At 61.7% G+C, this 17,881-nt stretch carries 16 protein-coding genes; 6 read left to right on the top strand and 10 right to left on the bottom strand.

Annotated features, from left to right (window positions below; genetic code table 11):
• Positions 1 to 81: 81 nt before the first annotated feature.
• On the bottom strand, positions 82 to 1,191 hold the full coding sequence (gene ribBA / locus ACKUG4_RS18595) for a bifunctional 3,4-dihydroxy-2-butanone-4-phosphate synthase/GTP cyclohydrolase II (RefSeq protein WP_445434584.1): 1,110 nt from the start codon (positions 1,189 to 1,191) through the stop codon (positions 82 to 84).
• A gap of 65 nt (positions 1,192 to 1,256) precedes the next feature.
• Here ribBA and ACKUG4_RS18590 point away from each other — a divergent pair, with 65 nt between their 5' ends.
• Entirely contained in the window at positions 1,257 to 1,550 is a 294-nt protein-coding gene (locus ACKUG4_RS18590) for a DUF1330 domain-containing protein (RefSeq protein WP_445434583.1), read from the top strand.
• An 18-nt stretch (positions 1,551 to 1,568) separates the two neighbouring features.
• Here the strand turns inward: ACKUG4_RS18590 and ACKUG4_RS18585 are convergent, their stop codons facing one another.
• From ACKUG4_RS18585 to ACKUG4_RS18555, 7 genes are all read right to left on the bottom strand, one after another.
• Positions 1,569 to 2,132, bottom strand: coding sequence for an NUDIX hydrolase (locus tag ACKUG4_RS18585; protein ID WP_445434582.1), 564 nt, complete (start codon positions 2,130 to 2,132; stop codon positions 1,569 to 1,571).
• Position 2,133: 1 nt separating this feature from the next.
• A complete protein-coding gene (locus tag ACKUG4_RS18580; RefSeq protein ID WP_007957403.1) occupies positions 2,134 to 2,898 on the bottom strand; it encodes a GntR family transcriptional regulator in 765 nt (254 codons plus the stop codon).
• Positions 2,899 to 2,956: 58 nt separating this feature from the next.
• A complete protein-coding gene (locus ACKUG4_RS18575; protein WP_007968634.1) occupies positions 2,957 to 3,346 on the bottom strand; it encodes a carboxymuconolactone decarboxylase family protein in 390 nt (129 codons plus the stop codon).
• 135 nt (positions 3,347 to 3,481) lie between these two features.
• Complete coding sequence (locus tag ACKUG4_RS18570; protein WP_085610543.1) at positions 3,482 to 3,967, bottom strand: flavin reductase family protein; 486 nt, start codon at positions 3,965 to 3,967, stop codon at positions 3,482 to 3,484.
• A gap of 12 nt (positions 3,968 to 3,979) precedes the next feature.
• A complete protein-coding gene (locus tag ACKUG4_RS18565; RefSeq protein ID WP_445434581.1) occupies positions 3,980 to 5,461 on the bottom strand; it encodes an aldehyde dehydrogenase in 1,482 nt (493 codons plus the stop codon).
• On the bottom strand, positions 5,458 to 6,291 hold the full coding sequence (locus ACKUG4_RS18560; RefSeq protein ID WP_445434580.1) for an alpha/beta fold hydrolase: 834 nt from the start codon (positions 6,289 to 6,291) through the stop codon (positions 5,458 to 5,460). The genes ACKUG4_RS18565 and ACKUG4_RS18560 overlap by 4 nt, the downstream gene beginning before the upstream one ends.
• A 32-nt stretch (positions 6,292 to 6,323) precedes the next feature.
• Positions 6,324 to 6,914 carry an amino acid synthesis family protein gene (locus ACKUG4_RS18555; protein ID WP_007957412.1) on the bottom strand — a complete coding sequence of 197 codons (591 nt, stop codon included), beginning with the start codon at positions 6,912 to 6,914 and terminating at the stop codon, positions 6,324 to 6,326.
• 324 nt (positions 6,915 to 7,238) lie between these two features.
• Between ACKUG4_RS18555 and ACKUG4_RS18550 the strand changes: the two genes are divergently transcribed.
• Both ACKUG4_RS18550 and ACKUG4_RS18545 read left to right on the top strand, forming a co-directional pair.
• Positions 7,239 to 8,267, top strand: a complete 1,029-nt coding sequence (locus ACKUG4_RS18550; protein WP_445434579.1) for a WD40/YVTN/BNR-like repeat-containing protein — start codon at positions 7,239 to 7,241, stop codon at positions 8,265 to 8,267.
• A gap of 28 nt (positions 8,268 to 8,295) precedes the next feature.
• Positions 8,296 to 10,680 carry an efflux RND transporter permease subunit gene (locus tag ACKUG4_RS18545; RefSeq protein WP_085610539.1) on the top strand — a complete coding sequence of 795 codons (2,385 nt, stop codon included), beginning with the start codon at positions 8,296 to 8,298 and terminating at the stop codon, positions 10,678 to 10,680.
• A gap of 263 nt (positions 10,681 to 10,943) precedes the next feature.
• Here the strand turns inward: ACKUG4_RS18545 and ACKUG4_RS18540 are convergent, their stop codons facing one another.
• Positions 10,944 to 11,663 (bottom strand): FadR/GntR family transcriptional regulator, encoded by a 720-nt coding sequence (locus ACKUG4_RS18540; protein ID WP_085648436.1) that lies wholly within the window; start codon positions 11,661 to 11,663, stop codon positions 10,944 to 10,946.
• A 152-nt stretch (positions 11,664 to 11,815) separates the two neighbouring features.
• Positions 11,816 to 13,552, bottom strand: a complete 1,737-nt coding sequence (locus ACKUG4_RS18535) for an IlvD/Edd family dehydratase (protein ID WP_445434578.1) — start codon at positions 13,550 to 13,552, stop codon at positions 11,816 to 11,818.
• 193 nt (positions 13,553 to 13,745) lie between these two features.
• Here ACKUG4_RS18535 and ACKUG4_RS18530 point away from each other — a divergent pair, with 193 nt between their 5' ends.
• The 3 genes from ACKUG4_RS18530 (at position 13,746) to ACKUG4_RS18520 (ending at position 17,809) form a co-directional block, all read left to right on the top strand.
• Positions 13,746 to 15,068, top strand: a complete 1,323-nt coding sequence (locus tag ACKUG4_RS18530; protein WP_221397522.1) for an MFS transporter — start codon at positions 13,746 to 13,748, stop codon at positions 15,066 to 15,068.
• Positions 15,069 to 15,226: 158 nt separating this feature from the next.
• The gene (gene araD1, locus ACKUG4_RS18525) at positions 15,227 to 16,219 is read left to right on the top strand and encodes an AraD1 family protein (RefSeq protein WP_445434577.1); all 993 of its coding nucleotides are present in this window, start codon (positions 15,227 to 15,229) and stop codon (positions 16,217 to 16,219) included.
• A 9-nt stretch (positions 16,220 to 16,228) separates the two neighbouring features.
• Entirely contained in the window at positions 16,229 to 17,809 is a 1,581-nt protein-coding gene (locus ACKUG4_RS18520) for an aldehyde dehydrogenase (NADP(+)) (protein WP_445434576.1), read from the top strand.
• The last annotated feature ends 72 nt before the right edge of the window (positions 17,810 to 17,881 follow it).

Here is a 17,881-nt window from a genome sequence, read left to right as displayed (position 1 = left end):
GTATCAAGCCTGTAAAAGGTGTAAACGATGTCCCCGGTCTAATGTGTAAAGGATGTACCGGTCTCTACAGTGAGGGCTGCTTTACTCGGTGAACGGAATGCTCTCGACCACCTCAAGATCGTAGCCGGTCAAACCGGCATATTTCAGCGGCGGACCCAAGTGGCGCAGCTTGCCGACGCCCAGGTTCTGCAGAATCTGCGCCCCGGTGCCGACCTCCGAATAGATCCGCGATTGCGAGCGACTGAACTGCCGAGGCGGCTGAGTCAGTTGCGGAATGCGCTGCAGCAGCGCCTGGGAAGACTCATGATTGGCCAGCACTACGACCACGCCATGCCCTTCGGCCGCGACCCGTTGCAACGCCGCCCACAACGTCCAGTTCGACGGCCCGCTGTACTCGGCACCCACCAGATCGCGCAGCGGATCAATCACATGCACGCGCACCAGCGTCGGTTCCTCACGGCGCAACTCGCCCATGACCATCGCCATGTGCACGCCGCCTTCGATGCGATCTTCGAAGGTGATCAGGCGAAACGTGCCATGCACCGTCGGCAGTTCCCGCTCGCCGATGCGTTCGATGGTGTGTTCGGTGCTCAGGCGATAGTGGATCAGGTCGGCGATGGTGCCGATCTTGATTCCGTGCTTGTGCGCAAAGACTTCCAGATCCGGACGACGGGCCATGGTGCCGTCGTCGTTCATCACCTCGACGATCACCGAGGCCGGCGTGAACCCCGCCAGCCGCGCCAGATCACAACCGGCTTCGGTGTGGCCGGCGCGGGTCAACACGCCACCTTCCTTGGCGCGCAGCGGAAAGATATGGCCGGGCTGCACCAGGTCTTCTGCGCGTGCGTTCGGCGCCACCGCAGCGGCCACCGTACAAGCGCGGTCGGCAGCAGAAATGCCGGTAGTCACGCCGACCGCCGCTTCGATGGAAACCGTGAACGCGGTACTGAACACGCTGCCATTGCTCGGCACCATTTGCTCCAGTCCCAGACGCTGGCAATGATCGTCAGTCAGCGTCAGACAGATCAGCCCCCGAGCCTCGCGGGCCATGAAACTGATCGCCTCGGGCGTGCAACGGTCGGCGGCCAGCAGCAGGTCGCCTTCGTTTTCCCGATCCTCGTCATCGACCAGCAACACCATTTTGCCGAGGCGATAATCTTCGATGATTTCTTCGATGCTGTTGAAGGCCATGCTGGATTCTCGATGTAAATGAAATTCGTGGTATACCATAATACAAAATCAACCAAGAGGTCACTATGAAGGCGTACTGGATTGCACACGTGGACATCACCGATCCCGATCACTACAGCCAATACACCCAGCGCGCGCCGAAAGCGTTCGCCGAGTTCGGCGCGAAGTTTTTAGCCAGAGGCGGGCGCAGCGAAGCGATGGAAGGGCGGATGACGCCACAGCGCAGCGTGGTTATTGAGTTCGACAGCTACGAGCAGGCGGTGGCGTGCTACCGCTCGGCGGCGTATCAGGAAGCGAAGAGCTATCGCGAGGAGTGGGCGAGGGCGGAGATCATCATTGTGGAAGGGATGGCGCCGTAAGCAGCGCGGGCAGGGCGATCAACGCATGAAATGAATCTTGCCGCTGTCGTCATTGCCCATGTACATGCCATACACCCCGGCCTGGCGTTCCTCGATGTAGCGTTCGAGGATCTGCCGGATCGCCGGGTAGTAGATCTGGTCCCACGGGATGTCTTCGGGGGCGAAGAATTTGCAGGCGAGGGTTTCCGGGCCGTACTCGCCGGTGATCTCCAGCGCTAGGGCGCGGAAGATGATGTAGACCTCGCTGATCTTCGGCACGCTGAAGATCGAGTACGGCGAGACGATTTCCGCGCGTACGCCGCTTTCTTCCCAGACTTCGCGCAGGGCGGCCTGCTCGGTGGTTTCGCCGCTTTCCATGAAACCGGCGGGCAGGGTCCAGGTGCCGGGACGCGGGGGAATCGCCCGTTGGCACAAGAGGTATTTGCCGTCCTGTTCGATGATGCAGCCGGCGATGATTTTCGGGTTCACATAGTGGATGTAGCCGCAGCCGCGGCACATCAGGCGCTCGTGCGTATCGCCCGGCGGCACCTGCTGACCGAGGTCAGCGCCACCGCATTTCGGGCAAAAGCTCGGGCTGAACATGTCAGTGACCTATGCGCGGTTCTTTCAGCGCGATGGGCAGGGTGATCGGCGGAGTGCTCTTGAGATCGGTGCCGGTCTCTTCCTGCTTGCGCTTGAGGTAATCGAGGGCCACGGCAGCCGCGGCGCGAACGTGATCGACGCACGCCTGATGCGCCGCCAGCGGATCGCCGCTCTTGATCGCCTCGACCATTTTTTCCATCTCGTGATTGCTGGCGCCGCGACGGTTTTCCTGGGACACCGACGTTGCGCGCAAGTAGCTGATACGCGCCTGCAACTGACGCAACTGAGTGGCTGCGACATGGTTGCCTGAGCCTTCCAGCAACACGTCGTAGAAACCCTGCACCGAGTCGATCACCTGTTGCAACTCGCCGTCCTTGAGTGCCTTGCGGTTCTCGTCGAGGGCTTTTTCCAGGGCCTTGATGTCCTTGGCCTTGGCGCGCAGGGTGAACAGCTGGACGATCAGGCCTTCGAGTACGCAGCGCAGTTCATAGATGTCGACGGCATCGGCGAGGGTGATGATCGCCACGCGCGGACCCTTGGCGTCGGCGAATTCCACCAGGCCTTCGGATTCCAGGTGACGCAAGGCTTCACGCACCGACGTACGGCTCACGCCCAGGCGATCGCACAGATCGCGCTCCACCAGGCGATCGCCCGGCAGCAGCTGGAAGTTCATGATGGCGCTTCGCAGTTTATCCAGCACGATTTCGCGCAGGGTGACGGGGTTGCGATTGACCTTGAAGCTGTCGTCGAGTGGCAGGCGTTTCATGGGGTCCGCTCTTTAAGGTGGCTGTCCATGCCAGACGGGCATCAAAACAGCCGAGGGGTTAACTGGAGGCCTCGGCGTCGGCTTCGGCGAAGGCTTCACGGGCGAGCCGGAAACTGTCCACGGCTGCCGGGACGCCGCAATAAATACCGACCTGAAGCAGAATTTCGCGTATTTGCTCACGACTCAGGCCGTTACGCAAGGCGCCGCGCACATGCAGTTTCAGTTCGTGCGGACGGTTGAGCGCAGAGATCATCGCCAGGTTGATCATGCTGCGCTCCTTGAGCGACAGGCCTTCACGTCCCCAGACGTGGCCCCAGCAGTATTCAGTGACCATTTCCTGCAGCGGGCGGGTGAAGTCGTCGGCATTCTCGATCGAGCGCTGCACATAGGCTTCGCCCAGCACCTGGGTGCGGATCTTCAGGCCCTTTTCATACTTCTCGTTACTCATAAATCCTCCAGTCACCACAATCCCTTGTGGGAGCGGGCTTGCTCGCGAATGCGGTAGCTCATTCAACTTAGATGTCGGCTGACACGACGCCTTCGCGAGCAAGCCCGCTCCCACAGTGGGATTTGTGTGAATCTGTCAGGCCAAGGTCGGCAACGCGCCGAGCTTGCCCTTGTGATAAATCATCGGCGTCACCGGCTGCTCCGGCAGGATCAGGTTCTTCACTGCGCCAACGATGATCGCGTGGTCGCCGCCGTCGTATTCGCGCCACAACTCGCACTCGATGATCGCCGTGGCCTTGGCGAGGATCGGGTTACCGAGCTCGCTCAAATGCCACTCGATGCCGTTGGCCTTGTCCTTGCCTTTGCCGGCGAAGGCATAGGCCTCGGCGGTCTGGTCGGCGGACAGCAAATGAATCGCGAACTTCTTGCTGTCGCGCAGTACCGGGTAGGTGTCGGAGGCGTAGTTGGGGCAGAACAGCACCAGCGCCGGATCAATCGACAGCGCACTGAAGGCGCTGGCGGTGATGCCGACGATGCCGCCGTCCGGGTCGAGGGTGGTGACCACCGTGACCCCGGACGGAAACGAGCTCATGACGTCTTTGTAAATGCCGGGTTCGATCATGTCGCAGGACTCCTAACGCATCACAAACGGATCAGGCATCGGCGCCTGGGAGAGGTTGATCCACACCGTTTTCAGTTCGGTGTAGGCCAGCACCGAATCGATGCCGCTTTCGCGTCCATAGCCACTGTTCTTGAAGCCGCCGATCGGTGCCATCGCCGACACCGCGCGGTAAGTGTTGACCCAGATAATCCCCGAGCGCACGTCCCGGGCCAGACGATGGGCGCGGCCCAGATCACGGGTCCAGATACCGGCGGCGAGGCCGAACTGCGAGTCGTTGGCGATCGCCAGCGCTTCGGCTTCGTCCTTGAAACGGATCACCGAGGCCACCGGACCAAAGACTTCTTCCTGCATGATCTTCATCGAGTTGCGATCGCATTCGAACAGCGTCGGTTCGTAGAACCAGCCGTCACCCACGCCACTCGGACGCTTGCCACCCAGACGCAGGCGTGCACCTTCGGCAATGGCATCAGCCACCAGACCCTCCACCACCGCCAGTTGCTGCGCGGTAGCCATCGGGCCCATTTCGCTGTTGTCGTCTTGCGGATTGCCGATGCGGATGCGCTGGGCGCGCTCCACCAACCGGCTGACGAATTCGTCGTAGATTTCATCCTGCACCAGCAGTCGCGAGCCGGATACGCAACTCTGCCCGGATGCCGCATAAATCCCGGCAATAGCACCGTTGATCGCGCTGTCGAGATCAGCGTCGGCAAAGATGATGTTCGGCGACTTGCCGCCCAGTTCCAGCGACAGCTTGGCAAAGTTCTCGGCGCTGCTGCGCACCACATGCCGGGCCGTGGCCGCGCCACCGGTGAAGGCGATCTTGCGGATCAGCGGATGACGGGTGAGGGCGGCGCCAGTGCGCGGGCCGTAGCCTGTTACAACGTTGACCACCCCCGGTGGAATTCCGGCTTCGAGGGCCAGACGCGCCAGCTCCAGAATGGTGGCCGAAGCGTGTTCGGACGGCTTGATCACGATGGTGTTGCCGGCGGCGAGGGCCGGCGCCAGTTTGATCGCGGTCAGATACAGCGGGCTGTTCCAGGGAATGATCGCGGCGACCACGCCCATGGCTTCGTGCACGGTGTAGGCGAACAGATCGGGCTTATCCAGCGGCAGGGTGCCGCCTTCGAGCTTGTCGGCGAGGCCGGCGGTGTAGTGGAAGAACTCCGGCAGATAACCGACCTGACCGCGGGTTTCGCGGATCAGTTTGCCGTTGTCGCGGCTTTCCAGCTGCGCCAGTTGTTCCTTGTTTTCAGCGATCAGGTCACCGAGACGACGTAGCAGTTTGCCGCGCGCGGTGGCGGTCAAACCACGCCATGCCGGGCTGTCGAAGGCGGTCTGTGCGGCTTGCACGGCGCGTTCGACGTCGGCCTCATCTGCGTCGGGCAATTCGGCCCAGGGTTCGGCCAGCGCCGGGTTGAGGCTTTCGAAAGTCTTGCCGGAGAGGGCGTCGACCCATTCTCCGCCGATGCACATCTGGAAGCGTGCGAGCGTCATGCAACGATCCCCTTTATATGGTTTTGTCGGGCGTATGCGGTGTCGAGAAATTCCAGCAGCGTCTGGTTTACCAGCCGTGGCGACTCTACCGGCATCATATGCCGTTGCTCGGGCAGCACGGCAACCTTCGCGCCGGGAATGCGCGCGGCCAGTTGCTCGGCCATTTCCGGGGTCGATCCGGGGTCCAGCTCGCCGGTGGCGATCAGCGTCGGCGCCTGGATCCTGCCCAGGTCGTCGGCGCGGTACATGTCCTGGGTAGCGAACAGTTCGTAGGTGGTCAGGTAGCCTTGCGGATCATTACCAGCCAGGGTCTGGCGGATCGCAGCGATCTGCGCCGGGTTGGCCGCCTGGTATTCACGGCTGAACCAGCGCGACAGCGCCGCTTCGGCATTCGCGTCCGGCCCGTGTTCGGCAGCCTGCGCGGTACGGGCGATAACCCCGGCGCGCTGCTCTTCGCTGCGGTTGAACACGCTGTTGAGCACTACCAGGCTTTTCAGGCGTTCCGGGTAATGCAGGGCAAACGCCCGCGCCACCAGACCGCCCATGGAAAAACCGATCACCGACGCCTCGGGCAATTGCAGGTGGTCAAGCAGCTCCAGCAACTGATCAGCGTAACCGAGCAGGGCGGTACCGCTGGCCGGTCGCGGGCTGGCGCCATGGCCGAGCATGTCGTAGGCGATCACCCGGTATTGCGTGGCCAGGCCAACGATCTGGCCGCCCCACATTTCTTTGTTCAGGCCTACGCCGTGGATCAACACCACGGGTTGGCCAACGCCTGTCGCCAGATAACTGGTGCCGGCCGGGGTGAGTTCAGCGGTGAGCCGAATCATGGAGCGCTCCTGCAATGCCTTTTTTATTGTGGTTACTGGGCTTTTTCGGCGGCCAGTTCTTCCAGATCGATGTAGCGGTTGCCGATGCGCGGGTGCAGGCGACCACCGTCGGCGCAACCGAGCACCACGACGATTTCGTCGGCGCGCGGGGCGTCTTCGATCTGCATTTCCAGGGTGATGTAGTGCGAGCGCAGGCCTTCGTCATCCTTGTGCATCATCGGAATCTGAATCGAAGTGCCCGGACCGCCGCGCTTGTTGGTGAAGCTCAGGTAGCTCTTGGCCTTGACCGCTTCACGGTAATGATTGCCGAAGCGCAGGGTGTGGATCACCGCCGACGCGTGTTCGATTTCGCCATCGGCACCGACCACCGCGGCTTTGCCGTAAGCCTCGATCTTCTCGGCGCCGCCGATGATCCCCACCAGACGCTCGACCATCATCGCGCCGAGATCCGAACAATTGGCGCGGATCTGCGGCTTGAGGTCTTCGACAAACCCATTGCCGACCCACGGGTTCTTCATCACGACGGCCAGGCCGACCATGGTCACCGGGGTGTCGGACGCCTTGCCGCCTTCAATGAAGGTCTCTTCGACATAGCTGACGATCTTGCGAATTTCGAAACTCATGAGCTGCTCCGTAGGGGATAAAGAGTGTCTGTGCGTCTGATGGTATACCATAATACCGATCGTGCAAGCCCCCATCGCAAGAATCCCCGCCATCAGTCGGACGAATGCCCGCGCATTCAGCCGCCGCTGAAGTCCCTTTCGGTTAACAAAAGATAACGTTGCGCCGATTGTCAGACGTTTCGAATGCCCGATAGGATGAGCCAGCTTCCGAAGGGGCTCTGGACAGCGGGTTTCAGGACTATGCTTGTGACCAGGCAGTCACCGTGAGCACCCTTGCGGCGCCCTTAAGGTCCATGACCAACAATAATAAACAGGGGAAGGTCTATGAGTCGTTGCCGCCCGCCGGCGTTACGCAACACCGCGTTGCTGGCCACAGCACTCTCTCTGCTGGGCTTTGCCACATTGTCGGCGCCGGTTCTCGCCGCCGAAGCGCCAGCCGACGTGGTCTATTCCACCGAATCGGCCAAGGCCTCGAAAAGCCTGATGCTCGATGTCGTTCACGCCGGAACCCGCCTGGTGGCGGTCGGGGATCGTGGGCACATTCTCTATTCCGACGACCAGGGCAAGACCTGGACCCAGGCCAAGGTGCCGAGCCGCCAGTTGCTGACCGCCGTGTATTTCGTCGATGACAAGCACGGCTGGGCCGTCGGCCACGACGCGCAGATCCTCGCCAGCGAAGACGGCGGCCTGACCTGGACCAAACAGTTCGAAGACCTCAAGCGCGAATCGCCGCTGCTCGACGTCTGGTTCAAGGACGTCAACAGCGGCCTGGCGGTGGGTGCCTACGGCGCGCTGCTGGAAACCACCGATGGCGGCAAGCACTGGGAAGACGTCAGTGATCGCCTCGACAACGAAGACCAGTTCCACCTAAACGCCATCGGCGCGGTAAAAGACGCCGGTCTGTTCATCGTTGGCGAGTCGGGCAGCATGTTCCGCTCCGCCGACTGGGGCCAGACCTGGGAAAAACTCGAAGGCCCGTACGAAGGCTCGCTGTTCGGCGTGATCGGCACGGCGCAACCGCAAACCCTGCTGGCTTACGGTCTGCGCGGCAATCTTTACCGCTCCACCGATTTCGGCAGCACGTGGGAGCAGGTCGAGCTGAAAGCCGCGCGCGGTTCGCTGGAGTTCGGCCTGTCCGGCGGCACGCTGCTCGAGGATGGCTCCATCGTCATCGTCGGCAACGGCGGCTCGGTGGTCAGCAGCAGTGACAACGGCGAAACCTTCAGCGTGTTCAACCGTCCGGATCGCATCTCGCTGTCGTCGGTCACCGCCGCCGGCAACGGCAATCTGATCCTGAGCGGGCAGGGTGGCGTCCGGGTCACTTCGCCGAACGGCGCCGAGCTGGGCAAATGAGCCGAATCAATAATAAGAAGGCGGGGCTATGACTTCCTTGAGCACTCATCATCAGGACAAGGCGACGTTTCTCGAGCGCCTGATCTTCAACAACCGCCCGGCAGTGATCGTGATCTGCCTGCTGGTCAGCATTTTCCTGTTCTGGCAGGCCACGCTGATCCGCCCGTCCACCAGTTTCGAAAAGATGATCCCGCTCAAGCATCCGTTCATTGAAAAGATGATGGAGCACCGCAACGATCTGGCGAACCTGGGCAACACCGTGCGCATTTCGGTGGAAGCGAAGGATGGCGACATCTTTTCCAAGGAGTACATGGAGACCCTGCGTCAGATCAACGACGAGGTGTTCTACATCTCCGGCGTCGACCGTTCCGGCCTCAAGTCGCTGTGGAGCCCGAGCGTGCGCTGGACCGAAGTGACCGAGGAAGGTTTTGCCGGCGGCGAAGTGATCCCGCAGAGCTACAACGGCTCCCAGGACAGCCTCGATCTGTTGCGCAACAACGTGCTCAAGTCCGGTCAGGTCGGGCGTCTGGTGGCCAACGACTTCAAGTCGAGCATCGTCGACATCCCGCTGTTGGAGTCCTACCCGGACCCGCAGGACCAGGGCAAGCTGCTGGCGCTGGACTATCGCCAGTTCTCCCATGAGCTCGAAGACAAGATCCGCAACAAGTTCGAAGCGCAGAACCCCAACGTCAAGATCCACATTGTCGGTTTCGCCAAGAAGGTCGGCGACCTGATCGACGGCCTGGTGATGGTGGTGATGTTCTTCGGCATCGCTTTCGTCATCACTCTGATCCTGCTGCTGTGGTTCACCAACTGCCTGCGCAGCACCGTGGCGGTGTTGAGCACCACGCTGGTGGCGGTGGTCTGGCAATTGGGGTTAATGCACTTCTTCGGGTTCGGCCTCGATCCGTATTCGATGCTGGTGCCGTTCCTGATCTTCGCCATCGGCATTTCCCACGGCGTGCAGAAAATCAACGGTATCGCCCTGCAATCCGGTGAGGCGGACAACGCGTTGACGGCCGCACGGCGGACATTCCGTCAGTTGTTCCTGCCGGGGATGATCGCGATTCTGGCGGACGCCGTCGGCTTCATCACACTGCTGATCATCGACATCGGGGTGATCCGCGAGCTGGCTATCGGCGCTTCCATCGGCGTGGCGGTGATTGTGTTCACCAACCTGATCCTGTTGCCGGTGGCGATTTCCTATGTCGGCATCAGCAAGCGCGCCATTGCCAAGAGCAAGAAGGACGCGCACCGCGAACATCCGTTCTGGCGCCTGCTGTCGAACTTCGCCAACCCGAAAGTCGCGCCGATTTCCATCGCTTTGGCGCTGGTCGCCTTCGGTGGCGGCCTCTGGTACAGCCAGAACCTGAAGATCGGCGACCTCGACCAGGGCGCGCCGGAACTGCGTCCGGACTCACGCTACAACAAGGACAACAACTTCATCATCAATAACTACTCGACCAGCTCCGATGTGCTGGTGGTGATGGTCAAGACCAAGTCCGAAGGCTGCTCGCGTTATGAAGCCATGGCGCCGATCGACGAGCTGATGTGGAAGATGCAGAACACCGAGGGCGTGCAGTCGGCGATCTCGCTGGTGACCGTGTCCAAGCAGATGATCAAGGGCATGAACGAGGGCAACCTGAAATGGGAAACCCTGTCGCGCAACCCGGACGTGCTGAACAACTCCATCGCCCGGGCCGACGGCCTGTACAACAACAGCTGCTCGCTGGCGCCGGTGTTGGTGTTCCTGAACGACCACAAGGCTGAAACCCTGGATCGCGCGGTGCATGCGGTGCAGGACTTCGCCAAGGAAAACAACAAGGAAGGCCTGGAATTCATCCTCGCCGCCGGTAACGCCGGCATCGAAGCGGCCACCAACGAGGTGATCAAGAAGTCCGAGCTGACCATCCTGATCCTGGTGTACATCTGCGTGGCGGTCATGTGCATGATCACCTTCCGCTCGTGGGCGGCGACCCTGTGCATCGTGCTGCCGCTGGTGCTGACCTCGGTGCTGGGCAACGCGCTGATGGCGTTCATGGGTATCGGCGTGAAGGTGGCGACGTTGCCGGTGGTGGCGCTGGGCGTGGGGATCGGCGTGGACTACGGCATCTACATCTACAGCCGTCTGGAAAGTTTCCTGCGTGCCGGTTTGCCGTTGCAGGAAGCCTATTACCAGACCCTGAAATCCACCGGTAAGGCGGTGCTGTTCACCGGCCTGTGCCTGGCCATTGGTGTGTGCACCTGGATCTTCTCGGCGATCAAGTTCCAGGCCGACATGGGCCTCATGCTGACCTTCATGCTGCTGTGGAACATGTTCGGTGCGCTGTGGCTGCTGCCGGCGTTAGCGAAGTTCCTGATCAAGCCGGAGAAACTGGCAGGGCAGAAGGGCAATTCGTTGTTTGCTCACTGATCCGTTTGGCTGAAATGAAAAAGCCGCAACCTTGAAGGGTTGCGGCTTTTTTATGGGGCAAGATCAAAAGCCCCTCACCCTAGCCCTCTCCCGGAGGGAGAGGGGACTGACCGCAATGTCTCGCGTGATACATCGACCTGAAAAATCGAGTCGATTATGGATTCAAAGCGGATCGTTCAAGTCGGCGTATCTCTCAAGTATCCCCCAATCGGTTCCCTCTCCCTCTGGGAGAGGGCTAGGGTGAGGGCAAGCGGTCTCAAGGCTTAAGAAAGATCCGCCCCCAGCACAACACTCAAGGCACTGCGCGCATCATCCAACTGCACCAACGTCGCATGCCGAGCCCCCAACGCATCACGATTCTCGATCGCCGTCAGAATCGCCTTATGCCGCGGCAACGCCAATTCATGCAGATTCGGCCGCTGGTTGGAGTGCTTCAGCGCCTCGGCAATCGCCACCGCAAGCATGTTGCACAGGTTGGCCAGCAAATCGTTGTGCGTCGCATCGGCAATCCGGCTATGGAAATCCAGATCCGGCTGCAACAAGGCTTCCGGCGTCGGCGCGGCCTCCATGCGTTGATAGGCTTCGTTGATGGCGGCAATGTCGGCATCGGTCGCATGCTGGGCGGCGAGGGCGGCGGCGGCCGGTTCGATGATGCTGCGCACGCTGGTCAGGACGTTGAAGAACTCGTTCTGCGGGCTGCTTTGCATCAACCAGTGCAGCACGTCCGGGTCGAGCATGTGCCATTCGCGGCGCGGCTTGACCACGGTGCCGACGCGGGGTTTCGAATACACCAGGCCCTTGGCGACCAGCACTCGCGTGGCTTCGCGCAACACCGGCCGGCTGACCGCGTACTCCTCGCAGAGCAGGGCTTCGGCGGGCAGTTTGTCGCAGGGCAGAAAGCGTCCGGAAACAATCTGCATGCCCAGTTCCTGGACGATGCGCGAGTGCATGCTTTTACGGTCGGAAGGTTTGCGGTAATCCATGGGGAGTGGCGCGATCCTGAGCGATGGAGATGCCGCGCATCATAGCAATGTGGGAGCGAGCCTGCTCGCGATAGCGGTGTATCAGTCAATATGAATATCAACTGACAGATCGCCATCGCCAGCAGGCTGGCTCCCACAAGGGGATGGCGGTTTTAGTGGGAATGGCGCGGGACTTCAGCCCCTCGGCAACCAACGAGGAAGTCGAAATCGCAGCCCTGATCCGCCTGCAGCACATGGTCGATATACAGCTGACGATACCCACCCACCAACAATTGCTGCGGCGGTTGCAGATCCGCCATGCGCGCCGCCAGTTCAGCGTCCGGAATGTCCAGATGCAAACGCCCGCTGGCGCAGTCCAGCTCGATCCAGTCGCCTTCCTTCACCGCCGCCAAAGGCCCGCCGGCCGCCGCTTCCGGAGCTACGTGCAAGACAACGGTGCCATACGCGGTGCCGCTCATCCGTGCGTCGGAGATGCGCACCATGTCGGTCACGCCCTGCGCCAGCAGCTTGGCCGGCAAACCCATGTTGCCGACTTCGGCCATGCCCGGATAACCCTTCGGCCCGCAGTTCTTCATCACCAGAATCGAGTCCGCATCGACGTCCAGTTCCGGGTCGTTGATCCGCGCCTTGTACATGTCGAAATTCTCGAACACCACCGCGCGCCCACGGTGTTGCATCAGTTCCGGCGTGGCGGCTGACGGCTTGAGCACCGCGCCCAGTGGCGCCAGGTTGCCGCGCAACACGCAGATGCCGCCGTCGGCGCGGATCGGATTGTCGAGGGTGCGGATCACTTCGTCTTCACCGTAGATCGGTGCGTCCTTGGTGTTCTCGCCGATGGATTTGCCGTTGACGGTCAATGCATTTGGATTGGGAATCAGATTGGCCTCACCGAGGCGGCGCAGCACGGCCGGCAAACCGCCCGCGTAGTAGAACTCCTCCATCAGGAAACGCCCGGACGGTTGCAGGTCGACGATGGTCGGCATGCCGCGGCCCATTCGTGTCCAGTCGTCCAGATCCAGCTCGACGCCGATGCGCCCGGCGATGGCTTTGAGGTGGATTACCGCGTTGGTCGAACCACCAATGGCCGCGTTGACCCGGATCGCGTTTTCGAAGGCTTCCTTGGTCAGGATCTTCGACAGTTTCAGATCCTCACGAACCATCTCCACCGCGCGCATGCCGGACATGTGCGCCAACACGTAACGCCGCGCATCCACCGCCGGAATCGCCGCGTTGTGCGGCAGGGACGTGCCCAGTGCTTCGGCCATGCAGGCCATGGTCGACGCGGTGCCCATGGTGTTGCAGGTGCCGGCCGAGCGGGACATGCCGCCCTCGGCCGCCAGGAAATCGTCAATCGTGATGGCGCCGGCCTTGACCTGTTCGCTGAGCTGCCAGACCACGGTGCCGGAGCCGATGTCCTTGCCCTTGTGCTTGCCGTTGAGCATCGGCCCGCCGGTGACGACGATCGCCGGCACGTCGCAACTGGCCGCGCCCATCAGCAGGGCCGGGGTGGTCTTGTCGCAACCGGTCAGCAGCACCACGCCGTCAATCGGGTTGCCGCGAATCGCTTCCTCGACGTCCATGCTCGCCAGGTTGCGGGTGAGCATGGCGGTCGGGCGCAGGTTCGATTCGCCATTGGAGAACACCGGGAATTCCACCGGGAAGCCGCCAGCCTCGATCACCCCGCGTTTGACGTGTTCCGCGATCTGGCGGAAGTGCGCGTTGCACGGGGTCAGTTCCGACCAGGTGTTGCAGATGCCGATGATCGGCTTGCCGTGAAACTGATGGTCGGCGATGCCCTGATTCTTCATCCAGCTGCGGTACATGAAGCCGTTCTTGTCGGCCGTGCCAAACCATTGGGCGGAGCGCAGGGTGGGTTTCTTATCAGACATGATCGATTCTCTTATTGTAAGACTATTGTTTGCGAGCTTTGGCTAAACATAAGCGCAAAATCACCGGTTTGGAAGTGTTGTTGCGTAATTAGTATTACTATATAGTCGATTTCGACGGAGGGATGGCCCTGGCGGTTTTCCGCGAGAGGCGTCCCCCGAGGTTCCATAAAAACAACAATCGGAGACCGATCTCATGAGCCAGGAACTGCGGCTTGTCCGGCGCATCACGTTGAAACTGATTCCCTTCCTGATCCTGCTGTACCTGATCGCCTATGTGGATCGCTCTGCCGTCGGCTTCGCCAAGCTGCACATGGGCGCCGACATCGGCATCGGCGATGCCGCCTACGGCCTTGGCGCCGGGCTGTTTTTCATCGGCTACTTTCTGTTTGAAATCCCCAGCAACCTGATGCTCGAACGCTTCGGCGCGCGGCGCTGGTTTGCGCGGATCATGATCACTTGGGGCGCGATCACCATTGGCATGGCCTTCGTTCAGGGCCCGCACAGTTTCTACGTGATGCGCTTTCTGCTCGGCGCGGCGGAGGCGGGTTTCTTTCCCGGCGTTCTTTACTACATCACCCAATGGTTCCCGGTGCGCCATCGCGGCAAGATTCTCGGGCTGTTCATCCTGTCCCAACCCATCGCGATGATGATCACCGGCCCTGTGTCCGGCGGCCTGCTGGGCATGGACGGCATCCTCGGCCTGCACGGCTGGCAGTGGTTGTTCATCGTTATCGGCACCCCGGCGATCCTGCTGACCTGGCCGGTATTGCGCTGGCTGCCGGACGGCCCGCAGCAAGTGAAATGGATGGACCAGGCCGAGAAGGACTGGCTGACCGGCGAGTTGAAAAAGGACCTGCAGGAATACGGCCAGACCCGTCACGGCAATCCGCTGCATGCGCTGAAAGACAAACGCGTGTTGCTGCTGGCGCTGTTCTACCTGCCGGTGACCCTGAGCATCTATGGCCTGGGGCTGTGGTTGCCGACCCTGATCAAACAGTTTGGCGGCAGTGATCTGGTCACCGGTTTCGTGTCCTCGGTGCCGTACATCTTCGGGATCATCGGCCTGCTGATCATTCCGCGCAGTTCCGACCGTTTGAACGACCGTTACGGCCATCTCGCGGTGCTCTATGTGCTGGGTGCCATGGGCCTGTTCCTCAGCGCCTGGCTGTCCTTGCCGGTGGCGCAACTGGCGGCGTTGTGTCTGGTGGCGTTCGCGCTGTTTTCCTGCACGGCAGTGTTCTGGACGCTGCCGGGCCGATTCTTTGCCGGTGCCAGCGCGGCGGCCGGGATCGCCTTGATCAACTCGGTGGGCAACCTCGGCGGTTACATCGGCCCGTTCGTGATCGGCGCGCTGAAGGAATACACCGGCAACCTCGCTTCGGGCCTGTACTTCCTGTCCGGGGTGATGGTGTTCGGGCTGGTTCTTACGGGCGTCGTTTATCGCGTGCTGGAGCGCAAGCATGTGCTGCCGGTTGACCAATTCGCCGCCAGCGCACGGGGTGCCACTCGAACCTGAATCTGCAGAACCATACATAACCTATGTGGGAGCGGGCTTGCTCGCGAATGCGCTGGGTCAGCCACCCTCACAGTTGAATGACACACCGCTTTCGCGAGCAAGCCCGCTCCCACATAGGGACGGAGCCGAACTCAGGATTTGTATAGAGGAGAGGATTTATGCATCTGGTTCAATTCGAATTGAGTAACGGCGAGCGCCGTGTCGGGGTGGTCGAGGACGGTCTGGTGCGTGAAGTGCAGGATGCGCGCACGGTTCGTGATCTTGCCCTGGCGGCAATCGAGGCCGGCAACACGCTCGTGCAGCAAGTGCAGACCCTCGGCCTGGGCATCAGCCATGATTACGCCGAGTTGCTGGCCCAACTGCGCATCCTGCCTCCGTTAGATCACCCGGACCCGGCGCACCTGCTGGTCAGCGGCACCGGCCTCACGCACCTCGGCAGCGCGTCGACCCGGGACAAGATGCACCAGCAGGCCGGCGACGAAGCGGCGATGACCGACACCATGCGCATCTTCAAGTGGGGCGTGGAGGGCGGCAAACCGGCTGCGGGGCAGGCCGGGGTGCAGCCGGAATGGTTCTACAAGGGCGACGGCAGCATCGTTGTGCGTCCCGGTCAGCCGTTCCCGCTGCCGCCGTTTGCCGAAGACGCCGGCGAGGAACCGGAGATGGCCGGCCTCTACATCATCGGCCACGATGGCAAGCCGTATCGCCTCGGTTTTGCGGTGGGCAACGAGTTCTCCGATCACGTCATGGAACGCAAGAATTACCTGTACCTGGCCCACTCCAAGCTGCGCAGTTGCAGCTACGGCCCGGAACTTCGCACGGGTGAATTGCCTCAACACCTGGCGGGCACCAGTCGCATCCTGCGCGACGGCGAAGTGCTGTGGCAGAACGAATTCCTCAGCGGCGAGGCCAACATGTGCCACAGCCTGGCGAACCTCGAATACCACCACTTCAAGTACCGCCAGTTCCTGCGTCCTGGCGACGTGCACATTCACTTTTTCGGCACCGCGACCCTGTCGTTCGCCGATGGCATCCGCACTCAACCGGGCGACGTGTTCGAAATCAGCCAGGCTGAATTCGGCGCACCGCTGGTCAACGGCATCGCCCCGGTTGCAGCGGCATTTGAACCGGACAGCATCGGCACCCTTTAAGGAGATCCCATGACTCAGATTCTCGGTCACAACTACATCGGCGGTCGTCGCAGCGCGGCGGGTAACGTCAAGCTGCAGAGCGTCGACGCCACCACGGGCGAAGCACTGCCCCACGATTTCATTCAGGCCACGGAAGCGGAAGTCGACGCCGCCGCCAAGGCCGCTGCGGCGGCGTATCCAACGTATCGCAGCCTCAGCGCCGAACGCCGCGCGCAGTTTCTCGATGCAATCGCCGATGAGCTGGACGCGCTGGGCGATGATTTCGTCGCCGTGGTCTGCCGCGAAACCGCGCTGCCGGCCGGGCGGATTCAGGGCGAAAGAGGGCGCACCAGCGGCCAGATGCGCTTGTTCGCCAAAGTCCTGCGACGCGGTGATTTCTACGGTGCACGCATCGACCTGCCGTTGCCGGATCGACAGCCGTTGCCGCGTCCGGATCTGCGTCAGTACCGTATCGGCCTGGGGCCGGTGGCGGTGTTCGGCGCCAGCAATTTTCCGCTGGCATTTTCCACAGCCGGCGGCGATACCGCGTCGGCGCTGGCGGCCGGTTGCCCGGTGGTGTTCAAGGCCCACAGCGGTCATATGGCCACGGCCGAACTCGTTGCCGACGCGTTGATCCGTGCAGCAGAAAAAACCGCTATGCCGGCCGGTGTGTTCAACATGATCTACGGCGGTGGCGTCGGCGAATGGCTGGTCAAGCATCCTGCGATTCTGGCCGTGGGTTTCACCGGCTCGCTGCGCGGCGGACGGGCGCTGTGTGACATGGCCGCCGCGCGCCCTCAACCGATTCCGGTGTTCGCCGAGATGTCGAGCATCAATCCGGTGATCGTGTTGCCCCAGGCCCTGGCCGTGCGTTCGGAAACCGTTGCCCGCGATCTGACCGCGTCGGTGGTGCAGGGCTGCGGTCAGTTCTGTACCAATCCGGGTCTGGTGATCAGCATCCGTTCGCCACAGTTCACCGCATTCGTTGAGCAAGTCGCGGCGCTGATCGGTGATCAACCGGCGCAAACCATGCTCAATGCCGGCACCCTCGGCAGCTACGGCAAAGGCCTGGAAAAACTCTTGGCGCACGCCGGCATCGAGCATCTGGCGGGCAATCCGCAGCAGGGCAATCAGGCGCAGCCGCAGTTGTTCAAGGCCGATGTCAGCCTGCTGATCGATGGCGATGAAGTGCTGCAGGAAGAAGTGTTCGGCCCGACCACGGTGATTGTCGAAGTGGCCGACAAGGCGCAGTTGAGCGCGGCGTTGCAGGGCCTGCACGGGCAACTGACGGCGACCATCATCGGCGAGCAGACGGATTTCGAGCACTTCCCGGAGCTGACGCCGTTGCTGGAACAGAAGGTCGGACGGATCTTGCTCAATGGTTATCCGACCGGTGTCGAAGTCTGTGATTCGATGGTTCATGGCGGGCCGTATCCGGCGACCTCCGATGCTCGCGGCACCTCGGTGGGTACCCTGGCGATCGATCGTTTCCTGCGTCCGGTGTGCTTCCAGAATTATCCCGACAGCCTGTTGCCGGAACCGCTGAAAAACGCCAACCCGCTGCGCATTCAGCGGCTGGTGGATGGCAAGCCATCGCGCGAAGCCCTCTAACCGCCGAACCCAGTCAATGGGGGGAGCGAGCCTGCTCGCGATCGTCAGGCGACATGTATGTCGACTGATGCA

The sequence above is a fragment of the Candidatus Pseudomonas auctus genome, from assembly GCF_048654275.1.
Lineage (GTDB): Bacteria > Pseudomonadota > Gammaproteobacteria > Pseudomonadales > Pseudomonadaceae > Aquipseudomonas > Aquipseudomonas pharyngis.
Note: the sequence above shows the minus strand (reverse complement) of the source record. Positions and strands in the feature narration are given on the sequence as shown.

Bases quoted from the DNA above. Each gene is read 5' to 3' on its own strand.
- ribBA (WP_445434584.1), bottom strand. From the start codon at position 1,191: ATGGCCTTCAACAGCATCGAAGAAATCATCGAAGATTATCGCCTCGGC.
- ACKUG4_RS18590 (WP_445434583.1), top strand. From the start codon at position 1,257: ATGAAGGCGTACTGGATTGCACACGTGGACATCACCGATCCCGATCAC.
- ACKUG4_RS18585 (WP_445434582.1), bottom strand. From the start codon at position 2,132: ATGTTCAGCCCGAGCTTTTGCCCGAAATGCGGTGGCGCTGACCTCGGT.
- ACKUG4_RS18580 (WP_007957403.1), bottom strand. From the start codon at position 2,898: ATGAAACGCCTGCCACTCGACGACAGCTTCAAGGTCAATCGCAACCCC.
- ACKUG4_RS18575 (WP_007968634.1), bottom strand. From the start codon at position 3,346: ATGAGTAACGAGAAGTATGAAAAGGGCCTGAAGATCCGCACCCAGGTG.
- ACKUG4_RS18570 (WP_085610543.1), bottom strand. From the start codon at position 3,967: ATGATCGAACCCGGCATTTACAAAGACGTCATGAGCTCGTTTCCGTCC.
- ACKUG4_RS18565 (WP_445434581.1), bottom strand. From the start codon at position 5,461: ATGACGCTCGCACGCTTCCAGATGTGCATCGGCGGAGAATGGGTCGAC.
- ACKUG4_RS18560 (WP_445434580.1), bottom strand. From the start codon at position 6,291: ATGATTCGGCTCACCGCTGAACTCACCCCGGCCGGCACCAGTTATCTG.
- ACKUG4_RS18555 (WP_007957412.1), bottom strand. From the start codon at position 6,914: ATGAGTTTCGAAATTCGCAAGATCGTCAGCTATGTCGAAGAGACCTTC.
- ACKUG4_RS18550 (WP_445434579.1), top strand. From the start codon at position 7,239: ATGAGTCGTTGCCGCCCGCCGGCGTTACGCAACACCGCGTTGCTGGCC.
- ACKUG4_RS18545 (WP_085610539.1), top strand. From the start codon at position 8,296: ATGACTTCCTTGAGCACTCATCATCAGGACAAGGCGACGTTTCTCGAG.
- ACKUG4_RS18540 (WP_085648436.1), bottom strand. From the start codon at position 11,663: ATGGATTACCGCAAACCTTCCGACCGTAAAAGCATGCACTCGCGCATC.
- ACKUG4_RS18535 (WP_445434578.1), bottom strand. From the start codon at position 13,552: ATGTCTGATAAGAAACCCACCCTGCGCTCCGCCCAATGGTTTGGCACG.
- ACKUG4_RS18530 (WP_221397522.1), top strand. From the start codon at position 13,746: ATGAGCCAGGAACTGCGGCTTGTCCGGCGCATCACGTTGAAACTGATT.
- araD1 (WP_445434577.1), top strand. From the start codon at position 15,227: ATGCATCTGGTTCAATTCGAATTGAGTAACGGCGAGCGCCGTGTCGGG.
- ACKUG4_RS18520 (WP_445434576.1), top strand. From the start codon at position 16,229: ATGACTCAGATTCTCGGTCACAACTACATCGGCGGTCGTCGCAGCGCG.